14 protein-coding genes are annotated in these 16,032 nt (G+C 56.5%); 2 read left to right on the top strand and 12 right to left on the bottom strand.

Annotated elements, in window-relative coordinates; genetic code table 11:
* The first annotated feature begins 69 nt into the window (after nucleotides 1–69).
* Nucleotides 70–1,146, top strand: coding sequence for a serine protease (locus ACOVRA_RS14815; protein WP_421720969.1), 1,077 nt, complete (start codon nucleotides 70–72; stop codon nucleotides 1,144–1,146).
* Here the strand turns inward: ACOVRA_RS14815 and ACOVRA_RS14810 are convergent.
* The 12 genes from ACOVRA_RS14810 to ACOVRA_RS14755 all read right to left on the bottom strand — a co-directional run bounded on the left by ACOVRA_RS14810 (nucleotide 1,143) and on the right by ACOVRA_RS14755 (nucleotide 14,885).
* Complete coding sequence (locus tag ACOVRA_RS14810) at nucleotides 1,143–3,140, bottom strand: TIR domain-containing protein (protein ID WP_421720968.1); 1,998 nt, start codon at nucleotides 3,138–3,140, stop codon at nucleotides 1,143–1,145. The genes ACOVRA_RS14815 and ACOVRA_RS14810 overlap by 4 nt on opposite strands.
* Before the next feature lie 122 nt (nucleotides 3,141–3,262).
* Complete coding sequence (dxs, locus tag ACOVRA_RS14805) at nucleotides 3,263–5,188, bottom strand: 1-deoxy-D-xylulose-5-phosphate synthase (protein WP_290802349.1); 1,926 nt, start codon at nucleotides 5,186–5,188, stop codon at nucleotides 3,263–3,265.
* 158 nt (nucleotides 5,189–5,346) lie between these two features.
* Nucleotides 5,347–6,279 carry a photosynthetic reaction center subunit M gene (gene pufM / locus ACOVRA_RS14800; protein WP_421720967.1) on the bottom strand — a complete coding sequence of 311 codons (933 nt, stop codon included), beginning with the start codon at nucleotides 6,277–6,279 and terminating at the stop codon, nucleotides 5,347–5,349.
* A gap of 18 nt (nucleotides 6,280–6,297) precedes the next feature.
* Nucleotides 6,298–7,122, bottom strand: coding sequence for a photosynthetic reaction center subunit L (pufL, locus tag ACOVRA_RS14795; RefSeq protein WP_290802355.1), 825 nt, complete (start codon nucleotides 7,120–7,122; stop codon nucleotides 6,298–6,300).
* Nucleotides 7,123–7,270: 148 nt separating this feature from the next.
* Nucleotides 7,271–7,465, bottom strand: coding sequence for a light-harvesting antenna LH1, alpha subunit (pufA, locus tag ACOVRA_RS14790; protein ID WP_290802358.1), 195 nt, complete (start codon nucleotides 7,463–7,465; stop codon nucleotides 7,271–7,273).
* A 15-nt stretch (nucleotides 7,466–7,480) separates the two neighbouring features.
* Entirely contained in the window at nucleotides 7,481–7,633 is a 153-nt protein-coding gene (gene pufB, locus ACOVRA_RS14785; protein ID WP_290802361.1) for a light-harvesting antenna LH1, beta subunit, read from the bottom strand.
* 187 nt (nucleotides 7,634–7,820) lie between these two features.
* On the bottom strand, nucleotides 7,821–9,260 hold the full coding sequence (bchZ, locus tag ACOVRA_RS14780) for a chlorophyllide a reductase subunit Z (protein ID WP_421720966.1): 1,440 nt from the start codon (nucleotides 9,258–9,260) through the stop codon (nucleotides 7,821–7,823).
* The gene (bchY, locus tag ACOVRA_RS14775) at nucleotides 9,257–10,792 is read right to left on the bottom strand and encodes a chlorophyllide a reductase subunit Y (protein ID WP_421720965.1); all 1,536 of its coding nucleotides are present in this window, start codon (nucleotides 10,790–10,792) and stop codon (nucleotides 9,257–9,259) included. The genes bchZ and bchY overlap by 4 nt, the downstream gene beginning before the upstream one ends.
* A gap of 6 nt (nucleotides 10,793–10,798) precedes the next feature.
* Complete coding sequence (locus tag ACOVRA_RS14770; RefSeq protein ID WP_290802370.1) at nucleotides 10,799–11,788, bottom strand: chlorophyllide a reductase iron protein subunit X; 990 nt, start codon at nucleotides 11,786–11,788, stop codon at nucleotides 10,799–10,801.
* The gene (gene bchC, locus ACOVRA_RS14765; RefSeq protein WP_421720964.1) at nucleotides 11,785–12,723 is read right to left on the bottom strand and encodes a chlorophyll synthesis pathway protein BchC; all 939 of its coding nucleotides are present in this window, start codon (nucleotides 12,721–12,723) and stop codon (nucleotides 11,785–11,787) included. The genes ACOVRA_RS14770 and bchC overlap by 4 nt, the downstream gene beginning before the upstream one ends.
* A gap of 167 nt (nucleotides 12,724–12,890) precedes the next feature.
* The gene (locus ACOVRA_RS14760) at nucleotides 12,891–14,009 is read right to left on the bottom strand and encodes a methyltransferase (RefSeq protein WP_421720963.1); all 1,119 of its coding nucleotides are present in this window, start codon (nucleotides 14,007–14,009) and stop codon (nucleotides 12,891–12,893) included.
* A gap of 6 nt (nucleotides 14,010–14,015) precedes the next feature.
* Nucleotides 14,016–14,885, bottom strand: coding sequence for a polyprenyl synthetase family protein (locus tag ACOVRA_RS14755; protein WP_421720962.1), 870 nt, complete (start codon nucleotides 14,883–14,885; stop codon nucleotides 14,016–14,018).
* A gap of 98 nt (nucleotides 14,886–14,983) precedes the next feature.
* Here ACOVRA_RS14755 and ACOVRA_RS14750 point away from each other — a divergent pair, with 98 nt between their 5' ends.
* Nucleotides 14,984–15,946: a hydratase gene (locus ACOVRA_RS14750; RefSeq protein WP_421720961.1), complete on the top strand. Its 963-nt coding sequence runs from the start codon at nucleotides 14,984–14,986 to the stop codon at nucleotides 15,944–15,946.
* Nucleotides 15,947–16,032: the final 86 nt, after the last annotated feature.

The following is a 16,032-nucleotide window of genomic DNA, read 5'->3' as shown; positions in this document are numbered from 1 at the left end:
ATTAGGCAAATATGATGGTCGGCTTGGGTTGCCCAACTCGGGTAAGTCAGCGCGTTTGGAGCAGGTTCCATGACCATGTATGCAGCGGATCTGAAGCGCCTTGGTTGGGGCAAAAATTTATTAACTAGCGCGCTTTGGTCTCTCTTGCTGGTGGCCGTCCCTCTAACCGCCACCGCGCAGACAGCGCCCGAGCCGGGTGCGGGCGCTTTGGGCGGGGCCGACCTTGATGCCGAAGCAGTTCCAGAAGGTGTGGGGCAGGGGTTACTGCCTTGCCAGGCGGGCCAAGCGGGCCTGCAACCTTGCCAAGAGACCATCATCGGCGGCCAGAATGTCGGCCCGGGCGAAGCTCCGTGGCAGGTTCAAATCTTCCGGGCCTATGACCTAAAAGCCGGAAGAAATCCAAACCAAGACTGGAAGGACCATGTCCTATGTGGTGGTTCTTATATCGGCAATAATTGGGTCTTGACCGCGGCGCATTGCTTCGAAAATGCGAATTTCCCTGTAAGCGAGTACCGCGTGCGACTTGGTGTACGCGATTTGAGCAAGGATGAAGGCGTAAGCTTTCGGATCGATCAAGCCATTCGGCATTCGGGATATAATTCAACGTTAAAGCTCAATGATATCACCTTATTGCACTTTGTTGATGAGCGACTCTTGAAATGGGATCTAGGCCGCTATGGCATCGAGGCCATCGCCTTGCACGGCGATGTTGCATCTGGGCCATCCTTAACACCCAATCACTTGTTTACCGTCACCGGTTGGGGCCTCACCACCTATCGCGATAAGGATAGCTTCTCTCCCATACTCCAAAAGGTTCAATTACAACGGATGCCAACTGAAAGCTGCGCAGAGAAATTGGAGACCCCAGACCGTATCAATTCGACTGTTCTTTGCGCACGCGAGCCAGACCGGCAAATGCTGAATGATCGACCCGGGGAAGAGAGCCAAGATGCCTGTCAGGCCGATAGCGGCGGACCCATGACTATCGTCAATGCCCAAGGCACGCCGATACAAGTTGGGATTGTCAGTTGGGGCAGAGGGTGTGGATTTCGAGGCTTTCCAGGCGTCTATACGCGCGTTGCCATGCATATTGATTGGATCCGATCTGCCAAGCGCTTACCGGCCGAGCGCCGTTCGTACCCTTAAACAAAGCCAATATTGCTCACCAAGCGCTGATAGGCCGCATTGAGTTTGAGCTTGTCCAACAATGGGTCCGTAAACAGGTTCGCTAAACCCGCGTCCTTAACTTGATAGGCGCGTTCAAGCTGCGCGACGGCTCGATCCAATTCGCCCCACATCGCGAAGACTTGCGCCTGCTGATAGAGACCTGAATCCCCCGCCTCGCGAACAAGCTTTTCAAGATGGGCTTGCGCCTCGGCCTTCTTGCCCGCCAGATGATCTAGGATGGCAAGGCCCGGCAAGGCGAAAACCCGATTAGGCTCCGCCTCGAACGCCGTACGCGCTTCAGCCTGTCGATCCAGAAGCATGAGCGCAGTCCCCCGAAAACTGTGCGCAACACTCATTTTTGGGTTCATGCTCAAGGCGCGCTCAAAGAGTGGCAAAGCCTCACCATAACGCCGTGCCAAAAGCGCTATTGTGCCAGCTGAGCGATAAACTGTCGGATTGAGCGGGTCTAATGTCGTCGCGCGGGCAATGGTTGAAGCGGCTTCGTCAGCTCTGCCAGTTCGGGCGCAGAAAACGGCAAAGCCCGTCAGGACGTCACCATCGCCGCGGCCATAGTTTATCGATTGTTCGAAAATGGGTTTCGCCGCTTTAACGTCAAGACCCACATTGAACAGGCTAAACCCGAGCGCGGAATAGCCATCAGCAAAGTCGGGCGCGAGGGCGACGGCCTTCCTGCCGGCTGCAATCGCATCCAAGCGCATTTTTTCAGCAGCATTTGGGGAGACTGATTGGCCATAAAGGACCGAGAGCGTGCGCGATCGCCAAGCATGGGCGGCAGCGTAGTTCGGATCTAAGGCGAGGGCCGCGTCAAACTCAGACAAGGCGTCCAGATCGGTTTGGCCACCAAGTGCTGATTCGAATAAGGCGCGCCCTTTTAGCTTGTGCTCAAACGCGGCTACATTTTGTGTGCCACCAGGGCTGCTTCCTGATGCCTTTGTTGGTGGTGCTTTTTCGGAAGCCTGCCGCGCGACGCGATCAACCAAGGCTGTTGTAACAGATGCGGCAATTTCGCTTTGCACAGCAAACACATTGTCAATCGGGCGCTCAAACGTCTGCGTCCAAAGGCTAAAGCCCGTTTTGCCATCGATCAATTCCGCATTCACGCGGACGAGCGAATCGGCCTTGCGGGCATTGCCATCGAGCAGATAGGCGACGCCCAATTTGTCTGCCATTTCCTTGGCGGTTTGGGCCCGCTCCCTAAAGGTCGCGGATGAGGTTTGCGCGGCGACTTGAAGCGCTGAATTGCGCGCAAGTTCAGCACGTACCTCCGCTGAAAGCCCATCAGCGAAATAGTCTTGTTTGGGGTCCCCACTAAGATTGAGGAACGGTAAGACCGCGACGCGATTGTCTTCAGCTCCCTGAGAACCCATCGCGCCTCCTTGTTGGTCCTTGCGGTTCAACCACCAGATTAGCCCGGTGCCTAAAAGGCTGATTCCAGCAGCGCCGCCCCCAATCAACGTTCGCCGATTAAGGCTCTGCTTGGACTGCGTGGCCAAATAGATTTCCTGGATGCCGGGCTCTTCTCGGGATGGATTAGAGGCGGTGCCCTGGACCTCATGCGAGCGGTTGGTCAAATGCTGCCGTACATCGGCCAAAAATACCCGCCAAAGAGGATCGGTTCGATCACCTGCCCAATGGCTAAGTTCAGCCGTTTGGGTCAGCTCAAACATAATGGGCCGCTCGCAAGCCTCAATCATGGCGGGGACCAAGGTCTTCTGCCGATGCGCGACCGTGGCCTCGGCTCGGACCCATCGGGATGCTGCTGACTTCTTGGACCACAGAACGACGACGGCACCGGCCTCTCGCAGCGCTCGCTCCGTGACCTCATCATACGCTTCGCCGGCGCGGAGCGTGGTATCCCACCAAACCTGAAAGCCCTCAGCCGCGAAAGCATCGGCAAATAGCCGCGCTTTGGCTTGGTCCTCTCGGTTATAGGACAGGAAGATATCCGGCACGCACGTTCCCCATGCTGTAGCCTTCCTCTCTATAGAAAGGTGAGCAGGTCGTCGAGGCCTTAGACAAAATTCTCGATCAAGATCAAGCGATTTGCCAAAGGCGGCGACATTCGCTGTGCGTTTTAAGCACGCACCAAGTCTGACGCCGCATGAAGTTCTGCCTCATCGAGACCTAGCGCCGAAAGGGCAGCGGTAAGGATGCCGAGGCTATCGAGGCCAGCTTCAGCAATCATCGCATTGGGGCTAGCCTGATCTTGGAACCTGTCCGGCAGCGTCAAGGTGCGAATGCGCAAGCCAGCGTCCAGCGCACCTTCTTTTGCCAAGAAGTGGAGCACGAATGCACCAAAGCCACCCACAGCGCCCTCTTCGATTGTTAGTAAAACTTCATGCTCGCGCGCCAAACGACGGACTAAATCTTCGTCGATTGGCTTAGCAAAGCGGGCATCTGCCACCGTTGTCGACAGTCCCATAGCACTGAGGCGATCCGCCGCCCGTAACGTGTCCCCGAGCCTTGCCCCGAAAGATAGAAGCGCAACCTTCGTGCCTTCGCGCAAGATTCGGCCTTTGCCAATTTCCAATGGCGCAGGATCGGCCGGCATATCCAGACCCAAAGCTTCGCCCCGGGGATAGCGAACCCCGCTGGGGCCTTCGTCATAAGCAGCACAGGTCGCAACCATGCGCGCGAGTTCAACTTCATCTGCCGCACCCATGAGCACAAAGCCAGGGAGCGCACCTAAAAAGCCGATATCAAAAGAGCCCGCATGGGTCGCACCATCCGCCCCGACAAGGCCAGCGCGGTCGATTGCAAAGCGGACAGGCAACTTCTGGATCGCCACGTCATGGACCACTTGATCATAGCCGCGCTGGAGAAAGGTGGAATAGATTGCGGCAAATGGCTTCATACCATCGGCAGCGAGGCCAGCAGCAAAGGTGACGGCGTGCTGTTCTGCAATTCCAACATCGAACATGCGATCCGGGAAAGCCGCTTCAAACACGTCTAGGCCCGTCCCAGTTGGCATAGCGGCCGTGATAGCTACGACACGGGAATCCTTGCGCGCTTCATGCACCAAGGAATCGCCAAATACCTTGGTATAGGTTGGCGGACCGACTGGGGCCTTTTGCTGTTCGCCGGTGATGACATTGAATTTCGAAACACCGTGATACTTATCAGCCGCACTTTCAGCCGGCGCATAGCCTTTGCCCTTTTGAGTACGGACATGAATTAAAACCGGCTTATGGTCGATGTCGCTGGCATTGCGTAAAATCGGCACCAATGTATCCAGATCGTGACCATCAACGACGCCAATGTAGTGGAAGCCCAGCTCTTCAAAGAAGGTTCCACCTTGAACCATGCCACGGGCGTATTCATCGGCCTTACGCGCCGCATCCGCCAGCGGCAAAGGCCAGACTTCAATCATCTTTTTCGCAGCTTTGCGCAGCGACAGAAACGATCGGCCAGAGAGAAGGCGCGCAAAGTAATTGCTCATCGCGCCAACGGGCGGCGCGATCGACATATCATTATCGTTCAAAATGACGATGAGACGCTTCGTGGAAGACGCGGCAATATTCATCGCCTCATAGGCCATGCCAGCAGTCATGGATCCGTCGCCAATTACCGCGATGACATGGTTGTTGTCACCCTTCAGATCGCGCGCGACACAAAATCCAAGCGCGGCCGAAATGGATGTCGCGGCATGGGCCGCGCCAAATGGGTCGTAAGCACTTTCAGAGCGCTTGGTAAAACCGGACAGGCCATTGGCTTGGCGCAGTGTGCGAATACGGTCGCGACGACCGGTTAGAATCTTATGGGGATAGGCCTGATGTCCCACATCCCAGATCAAGATATCGTTTGGTGTATCAAAAACATGGTGCAAAGCCACTGTCAGCTCTACCACGCCCAAGCCAGCGCCAAGGTGACCACCAGTGACCGACACCGCATCAATCATGGTGTCGCGTACTTCACCCGCCAATTGGGTCAGCTGTTCTCGCTCGAGGAACCGCATATCTGCCGGGGTGTGGATTCTATCCAAGAGCGGGGTTTCGCGCATGGCCTGCTTCCTTCTAAGGCGAGAGTTGCGTTTTAAGTTTTGCGAGGGCAACCAAATAGGTTGGGTCCAAAAGTCAGGGCCTTGTCGCGAGCCCCGCTTGTGGATGAGAGGCAATTGGGGCCAATGCACAAACATTGACCCCAATCAGACGTGTTCGCTTAGCGAGGTGGGGCGTAATGATGGACTTCAGCCCAGCCATACCAGTCGCTGACGACAGTCCCGGTCAACAGGATGCCAATGCCACCAGTTAGGGTGGTCAGAACAGCGAACCACCAGGCCCAGCGGTGGATGGATTCCATGGAGGCATTGAAGCCCATGGTCCAGCGCCAGAACAAAGCTGCCCGTTCAGAAGCCGTACCGCGATCGGTGATCTGCTCAATCTCGCGCTCGCCACCATAACGGCTGACGGCAAGAATGGTCGCACCATGCATCGCGAACAAGAGAGCCGACCCATAAAGGAAGACGATCGAGAGGCAGTGGAACGGATTGTAGAACAGATTGCCATAGGTGATGGAGAAAGCCCCGGTCCAATCCAAATGGGAGAAGATCCCATAAGGTACCGCTTCACTCCAGCTGCCCATGAGCATAGGACGAATGAAGCCCAGCACGAGGAACAACCAAATCGCGGAGGCAAAAGCCCAAGCAACATGGGTGCCCAGACCGAGCGCCTTGGCACGATTATACGTGCGAACCCACCATAGCACCACCGACACCGTGAAGAAGAAGCCCGTAATAACGAACCAGCCCCCTTGATCAAGCGGTGGCAGAATATTGAAACCCTGTTCCGGTGGCGGAGGGTTCAAGGAAAGCCATGGCAATTGGCGAATGAACTCCACGATGTTGTAATCCACCGAGGCGAACATGTTCATGCCGATGATGAAAAAGGCAAGTAAACCAAAGCTCAGCGATGCCGTACCTGTCCAACCCAAATAGATTGGTCCCAATTGGGCGTTGCCGATCTTGCCTAGCAAGCGCGAGATGCCGATAAAGCCTTCGCCGTCGCGCTCCAAACTGCCCTTTGGCAAAGGAACGCCAAGTTCTGCAGGTCCTCGGACCTGGACTTGTGTAAAGATGTTTTGATAGCCAGCCATTTTGCGTGCTCCTGCCTATTAGCCCCAAATTGGGAGTTTAAGCCACATATCCCACCACTCAGGCCAACCGAGTGACCAGAGAGGACCGCTGATGACGATACACACCGCACTCCAGAAGGCCGCCGAAATTGCCAAAAACAGGCCAAGACGGTGGATTCCAAGGGTACCGATGGAGTAGCCAAGAATATCGCGGAAGAACGTGTCTTCATGTTCCGGGGTTTTAACCACCTCGCCTTGACCAGGGTTGGTCGCGGACAGGATGAGGGAGCCATGCAACGCCAATGCGAACGTATTCACAAAGAAGAAAGTGACCGCCACCATGTGGACCGGATTGTAGTGGAAATTGATATATTTGTATCCGGTGTTTGAAACCCAATCCAAGTGCGTGAAGATGCCATAAGGGAAGGCATTGCTCCAGGATCCCATGAGAACCGGGCGGATAACCTGCAAGGTGACATAGGCGAGGATCGCAAAGCCAAAGGCAAATGGTACATGAAGCCCCATGCCAAGCTTTCGGGCGATTTCAACTTCGCGCAATGCCCAAGAGGAAAATGCACCAACCGCGCAAATTGTAATAACTTGCCACAGACCACCTTGTTTCATCGGTGCCAGGCCCAGTCCATAACTCTCAGCGGGCGGTCGAATGTCGATCAGCCACACATTCCAAGTCGGGCCTATGGCTGCGCCATAAAGGATCAAAGCGGTGCCCAGCGCCGAGAAGAAAATCGCGGTCACCCCGAAGAACCCTACGTAGAAAGGCCCCACCCAAAAGTCGAAGAGGTCGCCGCCAACCAGCGTCCCACCTCGAACACGATATTTGCGTTCAAAACTCAGCAAGGCCATGATTTGCGTCCTCCCTTGCTCGCTGAAATCAACACGTCAGCGAATTCGTGCATAAAGTGACAGTGGGAGCAGACGACCTTGATTGTCGGTCGTCTGCACCTACCAACGCGTGCGAACGGCGAGGCCCGCAAGCGCATTTTTGGACAGCTCAGCCGTGAGACGAAGCTGAGTTCTGCAAGTCGGCAGCCGGTGCCGCTGCAGCAGGCGGCTCATTAACTTCAAGGAAGTTGTACCGTGTTGTGCTGAGCATCAGGAAATGCATGAGCATAACCATGGTAGCCATAACAGTCATAAGTGCCACCAACAGGCGACGTGGATCAAATAGAAGCCAAATGCGATACATGATCTATCTCCCTTCCTAGAACCACGGACGCCACATCCAGATTAGGATGTGGGCGACAAATGAGAGCGCGAAGAACGCAGCAAAACCACCCATGAAGATACGATGGAATTCCTTCGCTTCATTGCTGGTCAGACCGCTCAACGAGCCTGAGTTTGAGTCATTAGCCATTAATTACCCTCCATATGTTGGAACGGCTATTGCTGTGGTGAGCCCCCACAACTGGGCCAGTCGCGTCGCGGAACGACGCGGCGGCTTGGAAGGCTCGCGCAAGGCGGGCCAAAAAGATTATCCCACGAGCTGAAGCCCGGGAGAAAATTTCTGAAGAGGGGGAGATGGATGCATACATGATCCGACCTCACGCCATCTCTTGCTGGGTGCGCTTCACGCGCTCCAGAATAACGGTGGTTTCGCCCGCAAGCCGGGCTGCCCGTTCTGCGCTATCGCGGAGGCGCTTGGCCGCAGAGATGCGGACCAGAACGGGTTGCTTATCAACAATGGCATCGAGGGCAGCCTTGGCATCATCATCCCATGACAATTCGACATGACGCCGCACTGGCGTGGCCTCAACCTTATCCATTTGTCCGGCGAGGGGCAGGATGTGGAACAAAGCGTCGAACAACGCATTACACACTTCTTGGATCAGATAGGTCGCGCCGGAATAGCCCATGAAAGGCGTGCCGGTGTGGCGGCGAATAATGGCGCCGGGGAAGCTGGCTGGAATGAAGCAAGCCCGCGAGCCAAGCTCTGCCATGTACATCCGCTCATTCACGCTGCCGAACAAGATCAGGGGCGGACTGGTCTTTAAAGCCTCCAGAACCGCTTGATTGTCTGGCTTGACGCCTGCGCGTCTACCGAACGAAAAGGTGCAAGGCAGACCCATATCGGTCTCAAGGAAGTTGCGAACGCCACGGGCATAGGTCTCGTTTGCCACGATGGCGAAGCTTGCCGTGCCAAAAAAGTCTTGCGTGACGGAGCGCCACAAATCCCAAATTGGCTTGATCGTGGTGTGCTTTTCCTTAGCGATGAATGGCTCTGGATCCAGGCCCGTGATTTCGCCGAGTTTGCGCAAGAATAAAGTCGTGGATTCAAGGCCAATCGGGGCCTGCAAGTAGGGACGTTCGAGCGTTTCACAAAGATTGCGGCCAAATTCCCGGTACATGCAGACATTGACTTCGGCTTCTGCCAGTCGCTTCACATCGGCCAGATGCGAGCCTAGCGGGAAGACCATACCGACTTCGGCACCGATGCCTTCGATCAAACGCCGGATCTCGGCGAGGTCAGACGGCAAATTGAACATGCCATAGGCCGGACCAATGATATTGACCTTGGGCTTAGCGCCTTCTTTGCGTGGCTTAAGCTTTGGCACTTTCTTGGTACCAAAATTCGTCCAGAGCCAGGTCAACGCACGGTCTGCACTCTGCCACTGATCTTCATCGATCGTGCGCGGCAGGAAGCGCTGAATATTGGTGCCTTCAGGCGTCACGCCGCCACCGATCATTTCGGCGATGGAACCCGTCACAACCACCGCCGGCAAATGCGGGTCGAGTGCTTTCCAAGCCCGCTTCATCGCGGCCTCAGTGCCGGTTTGGCCCAGCTCTTCCTCGCCCAAACCCGTTACGACGATGGGTAGTTCGTGCGGTGGCAAAGCGTCGGTGTAATGCAAGACCGAGGTCACGGGCAGGTTTTCACACCCGACCGGTCCATCGATAATGACTTGCAGGCCCTTGATGGCGGTAAAGGCATAGACGGCCCCCCAATAGCCACCGGCACGGTCGTGATCGAGCACTAAGGTCATGTTCCCACGGCCTCCTCTGCTGCGCGCGAAGCGGCTAAGGCTTTGGCGTATTTGGCTTTGAACTCTGGGCGTTCGACTGGGGTATCTTCCCAGACACCTGCTGTGTCGTGAGAGCCAACGCCGTCAAAGAAGGCAGTCATCTTCTCAAACCGAGCGCGATTGGCCAAAGCGGCATTGATGACCGTTGCCAGTGAACCGGCACCAGCTGGCCCCATCAAAGGCCGAGCGGAAATCAGATTCGTGAAGTAAAGTGCGGGGATCGATAATTGCTTGGCATGCTGCACCACAGGTGTTGTGCCGATGGCCAAGTCTGGCCGAATAGCGTCAACAGCCGCAATGTCTTGCTCCAACGAAGCGCGATATTGAACCAGAACGCCTTTGCTTTCGAGCCATTCCCGATCAGGTTCTGACCAAGGTGTGCGCGGGCAGGCCGTGCCGACATAGGCAACTTCAGCCCCGCTCTCGATCAAGAGGCGAGCGACCAAAAGTTCGGAGCCTTCATAGCCCGATACGGTGAGGCGACCCTTGATTGGGGCCGTCAATAAGGCGGCCTTGATCGCTGGTAGGAAGCGGTTCTTAGCGAAGTCGACTTTGGCCTGCGCGATACCGCAGGCTTCGCCGATAGCATCGAGCCAAGCAGCTGTGCCGTCGCGACCAACAGGGGCAGAGCCAACGATCTTGCGACCTGCCGTCTGAAACTCTCTGACACTTGCGGTATAGAATGGGTGGATCGCCGCAACAGCCGCGCAATCGAGTGCCGCATAAAGCTCTCGCCACTCACGCGTTGGTACAACCGGCCCAGCTGCCAAGCCCAAAGGCTCTAGCATCATGCCGATGCCAACAGGATCTGCCGGGAACATCTCGCCCAGAAGCGTAATAGTTGGCCGATCTTTCGACAGGTTTTGTGGCGCCTGAACGGGTCCGGCCTCTGCTTCAGTTCGGGCATAGCGCAACATGGCCCCTGCCAGAACGTCCTTGGCCTCTGCGTGGGTTGGAATACCAAAGCCTGGCACATCAATGCCAATGATGCGAACACCATTGATCTCTTTTGGTAAAAGCTGCAGCGGTACACCTGAAGCGGTCGGGACGCACAAATTGGTCACGACAATGGTGTCGTAGAGTGCGGGGTCAGCAAGCTCAAACACCGCATCGCGAATGTCCTCAAACAGCTTACCCGTGACCAGTGTCTCTGAGCTGAATGGCACATAACCGACGCTACGGCGCGCGCCATAGAAGTGCGAAGTAAAGGTCAGGCCATAGACGCAACAGGCCGAACCCGACAGGACCGTCGCCGTACGCCGCATGCGAAGACCAACGCGCAAGGACCCGAATGCAGGACACATGCTTTGTGGTTGGTCGTGCGGACCTTTTGGATAATCGACGGCGTACAGATCCAGAATTTCAGACTTACCCGCTGCCTTAGCAGCCGCGGCCATAGTTTCTGCACCTGCATGGCATCCTTGCCCTGCTTGTTCTGAGGAAGCAGGCACATCATCCAGCGGCGGTTGGAAGGGAGCGTGATAGTCGGTCATCGCTGGTTACACCGTGTCATAAACCACCTCCAGCGTTGGCTTCTCAGCGAACACGCCACCGCGCATGTCGGCTTGGGTAGCCGGGCGCAGCACGAAGTCGCCACCAGTCTGGTCGGGTGAAAACAGGCCTAACAGGCCATCTTGGGTTAGAGGTGTTGGGCGGACAGGCGGGGCCGAGGCCACGTTCAAGGCCAGCTCCTCAAACAGAGGGCCCCATGTGTCACCTGGTGTACCAATGATCTGATAGTTTGCGGATTTCCGGCGAATATCTTCATCAGCTGGAATAGCCGATAGAACTGGAATGCCGACGGCCTTAGCAAAGGCTTGCGCTTCACCCGTGCCGTCATCCTTATTGATCAGCATGCCGGCTACGCCGACATTGCCACCCAGTTTGCGGAAATACTCCACCGCCGAGCAGACGTTATTGGCGACGTAGAGCGACTGCAGGTCGTTCGAGCCAACCACGATCACTTTCTGACACATGTCGCGGGCGATCGGCAGGCCAAAGCCGCCACACACCACGTCGCCCAAGAAGTCGAGGAGGACATAGTCAAAGCCCCAATCATGGAAGCCGAGCTTCTCGAGCAACTCAAACCCATGGATAATGCCGCGACCGCCACAGCCGCGCCCAACTTCGGGGCCGCCCAATTCCATGGCGAACACGCCATCGCGGACAAAGCAGACATCCTCGATGCGGACTTCTTCACCCGCGAGCTTTTTCTTCGCCGAGGTTTCGATGATGGTGGGGCAGGACTTGCCGCCAAACAAAAGCGATGTGGTGTCCGATTTTGGATCGCATCCGATGAGAAGGACGCGCTTACCTTGTTGCGCCATCATATAGCTGAGGTTGGACAGGGCAAAGCTCTTGCCACTGCCGCCCTTGCCATAAATTGCGATAACTTGGGTTTCTTTGGTAACTTCCCCGGTGTGAACGGGATCAGGCTCTTGCGAGGCCTCTTCTACCAGAGCACGTCTATCCAACAGCGTAACGGTCATGCGCAACCTCTCCAGTCCAAGATCATTTTGAGACAAGCAGCATCGGAAAATGCTGTCCTGTAGGCACCGGCGGCACCTTCGGCTTCGGTTTCGTGGGTGATGAGTCCGTCGAGCGAGAGACGTCCATCATCAATGAGCTCTAGCGTCGCGGCCAAGTCGGCCGGGGTCCATTCTGCAGCGATGCGAATACGCGCCTCACGCATGAAAGCGGGCGGGAAAGCAAAGCTGATTGGCTGGTCATAAAAGCCCGCCAAAACAATCTCGCCGCCGCGGGCCAAACGCCCAATCCAGCTGTCGATTAAGGTGCCTGCACCACTGGCGTCGAGAATGACGCGATAGTCGCGACGGTCATCGTCAGAAGGGTCACAGACGCCATAGCCAATAGCGCCATCGCGCCGATCCGGATTGGTTTCCCAGACCACGGGTGCGGGATAGCCCTCAGCCACAACGATGCGGGCCAATAGTCGGCCCAAGACGCCATGGCCGATGATCAATTCGGGTGGCAGCGCGCCGTCGGCAATGGCGTGGCGGGCTGTTGCCGCCAAAGCGATCAGGACGCCACGGCTGGCCAAGGATTCTTGAATAGGAATAACCCGCGCGCTGGGCGCGATCAGGCGTTGCGCTGCGCCCCCGAACAGGCCGCGGGCGCCGATGAAGCCAGTAGAGCCCGGAATGAAGACCGTCTGCCCAATGCGATCTTTTGCGTCTTCGCCAGCGTCCACTACGCGGCCAACTGATTCATAACCTGGCACAAGCGGATAACCCATGCCCGGAAATGGCGGCATCCGCCCACTCCACAACAAGCGTTCTGTGCCCGTACTAATGCCGCTGAACTCGACATCCACAATGACGTCGTCACGGCCAGCATCCTTAAGCTCAAGCGTTTTCAGCGAGAGTTTTTCAGGTGCCTCCAGAACAACGGCCAAAGTTTCCATGCCAACATTTCCCTCGTGAATGCAGTATCCGCACCCACTCATCCAGAGTGTCACCTTAATTGGACGATTATAGATGTCAATTGAAACTGACGCGAAATCGTTACGATCACTGAGGGAAAGTTTTTTGGCGAAAAAGCCGTAAAAACGGGGCTTTCGGCTGGATTCGCCTATGGATGGGCGATTAGGACACGGACGAGCATGGGTGTTCTGGTCGGTTTGTTCACGATGCGGCTAAAGCCAGCTGCTTGTGCCATGGCGCTAATTTCGGCTGGCGTGCGGGCTCTGCCACGGCCCATCGCCATCAAATAGAAGCCGAAATAGGCCTCGGCCATCGGGTCGCGATCAGGGAATCCAGACATAGGTTCGGCAATCATCAAGACGCCATTGGCAGGCAAGGCAGCGTGGGCAGCGCGCAACAGCTTCATCACCGTCGCATCATCATGATCGTGCAGAATGCGGACGAGCGAGATGATATCGGCCCCCGGCGGCAACACGCCATCGAGGAAATTACCGCCTAGCGCTTGCGCCCTCTGCGCCAAAGGACCAGCCGCAAACGCTGCGCGGGCCCGGTCAGCGACCGCGGGCAGGTCAAAAACCCGCACATTTAAGTGTGGTGCATGGTTTGCCGCCGCCGAGGCAAACGCCCCTTCACCACCGCCAACATCCATTAAGACCCGATGTTGGCCCAACGAATAAGCATCGAGAATGTCGCTGGCAATCATCGGCTGGGTTGCGCCCATCAAGGCCGAATAGGGCGAGATGGCTTCGGCTTGAGTCTGATCGGGCCGATCATAAGCGGCATAAGGCCAGAAGGAAGCCAATTGCCCCTGCCCGCCACCGTGCTTCAAGAGTGCAACTGGGTCTGCGAGATCGGCATAGAAGAGCGAATGGTGGCGGATCATATCGCCCAGCCCGGCATTGCCGAGAAGGGCTGCGCCCTGCATGCCCAGTGCGTACCGATCTGCACCCGCCAACTCCACCAGATCGAGGGATTGGGCCGCTGTCAGAAGACGCGCAGCAGACTCCAGCGGCAGATCCATCGCTTCTGCCAAAGCTTGCGTAGTCTTGGGGCCGTCTGCCAGAAGTTCCGGCAAGCGCAATTGTACGCAGGCCAATAAAACTTGAGAATAAACAAAGCCAGCCACAAGGCCGAACAAGCGGTCTGCGCTGTGATGCGCTATCGGTCGGGTTAGAAAAAAGCCGGCAGCCCAACGCTGAAAGCTTGGACTAGAAACCAAGCGATTGCGCCATGCTGTCCAAGCATCCAGCCAGGAACGCGGTATCATGGATGTCTAGGCAGCGCTGCGGGCAAGTTGCTTTGGCACAAGGCGCGTCGCCTGAACCCGCACGGTTTCGCGCAAGGCCTTGGCCCCGGCACAGTCTGGAATGGATTGCGCCGCGCGGTCCAAATGCGATTCCAACAGGGCAACCGCACCTTGCACGCCGAGTGAGGTCACCGCACTTGGCCGTTGTAGCGCGTGGTCGCGGCCGCTGGTCTTGCCGGATTCTTCGCAATCACCCAAAGCATCCAACAGATCGTCAGCGACTTGATAGGCCGCCCCCAAACCTTCGCCCAAGGCACGCCAAGGTGTGGGATCAGCGCCCGCAGCCAAAGCGCCTGCAGTGGTTGCCGCTACAAACAGCGCTCCTGTTTTGGCCTGATGATAGGCATCCACTGGGGCAGAAGTCTCACACTCCCAGGCTTGGCCTGCGACAATGCCATATGGCGCGCCTACACCGCGTGCAATGCAGGAAATCAAGCCCGGCAAGCGAGCGGGGTCTTGCGCCCCAGCCCGCGCTAATACTTCAAACGCCATCACGATTAGGGCGTCACCGGTTAGAAGCGCCAAAGGCACACCAAACTTTGCATGTACCGTTGGCTTACCACGTCGCAGATCTGCATCGTCGAAGCACGGCAAGTCGTCGTGAACCAAAGAAGCGCAATGCAAAAGCTCAATCGAAGCAGCCGCCGCATCGGCCAAGTCCGGATTGGCCCCACCGCATGCGGCAGAGACAGCTAAACAGAGTTGCGGGCGCACCCGCGCCCCGCCCGGGAAGACCGCATACCGCAGAGCAGCAGCCAATCCGGGCGCTGCATCATCCGCTTGCGCCATGGCTACAGCGGCTTCCAATGCCCGCTCAATCCGTGCTGTATGCGACATATCTCGCTCTCCAACCTCAATCTGTCATACGATTTGGACACATGTTAGCGTCTAGGTCAATTGACTTTTTAACGGTTTTGCATGGAACTGACGTCTCAATGGTGCAGCTTTCTTCCGATCAGAGCCTCAAAGGTCCAAATTTCACCGCCCCGGTGGGTGGCGATGGGGGCTATATTTGGTGGTATCTGGATGCGGTAAGCGACGATGGCAAGTATGGGATAACCCTGATTGCCTTCATCGGCAGCGTGTTTTCCCCTTATTATGCTTGGTCTGGCTGGAAGAATCCGTTCGACCATTGCGCGATCAATGTGGCCCTCTACCGGTTAGACGGGGCGGGTGGACGATGGGCCATGACCGAACGGCGGGCAGATCAATTAGATCGCAGTGCGCACCATTTTGCGGTTGGGCCGAGTTCTCTGCATTATACGGGAAGTGAATTAGTGGCGGATATCTTTGAAGTCTGCGTGCCGATTCCCTCTCGTCTGAAAGGCCGCATCCGCCTGATCCCCGAGGTAGAAACAGGGGCTAGTTTTGATCTCGACTTGAATGGTCGACACAAGTGGCGACCCTTAGCACCCCGGTCACGGGTAGAGCTTTCTTTCGATAGCCCAAGTCTGTCTTGGTCGGGTGACGGCTATTTCGATACCAATTCCGGGCAAGAGCCTTTGGAGCGGGCCTTTCAAGATTGGCATTGGGGGCGCGCGCATCGCGGGAACGACTTACGGCTCTTCTATGATGTCACCAATCGATCTGGACCACGGCGTGCGACGTTTTTGAAAGTTAGCCATGACGGCAGCGTTTCGGAAACAGCGCCGACCCCGCAGAAGCACTTAGACAAAACCTTTTGGGGGATTGACCGCGAAGCTTGGTCGGATGGGCCTGATCCTGCCCGCGTGATTAAAACGCTTGAGGATGCACCTTTTTATGCGCGTTCTGCTTTAGAGAGCGAGCTAGAAGGCGAAAAGGTTTTGATGATGCACGAAACCTTGAATCTGGATCGGCTTAAGATGCCGGTCGTGCGCGCAATGCTACCCTTCCGGATGCCCCGACGCATTTTTTAAAGACGCTTTTTCTAACTTCGCATTTTTTAAGGACGCTTTTTCCTGTTCGGCCTGCTTCTTTGCCTCTTCTGCTGCGATCCTTTTCG

Origin of the sequence: Aquidulcibacter sp. (genome assembly GCF_049239865.1) — a bacterium.
Taxonomy (GTDB): domain Bacteria; phylum Pseudomonadota; class Alphaproteobacteria; order Caulobacterales; family Aquidulcibacteraceae; genus Aquidulcibacter.
The sequence above is the reverse complement of the archived record's forward strand: the minus strand, read 5'-3'. Positions and strand labels throughout refer to the sequence as shown.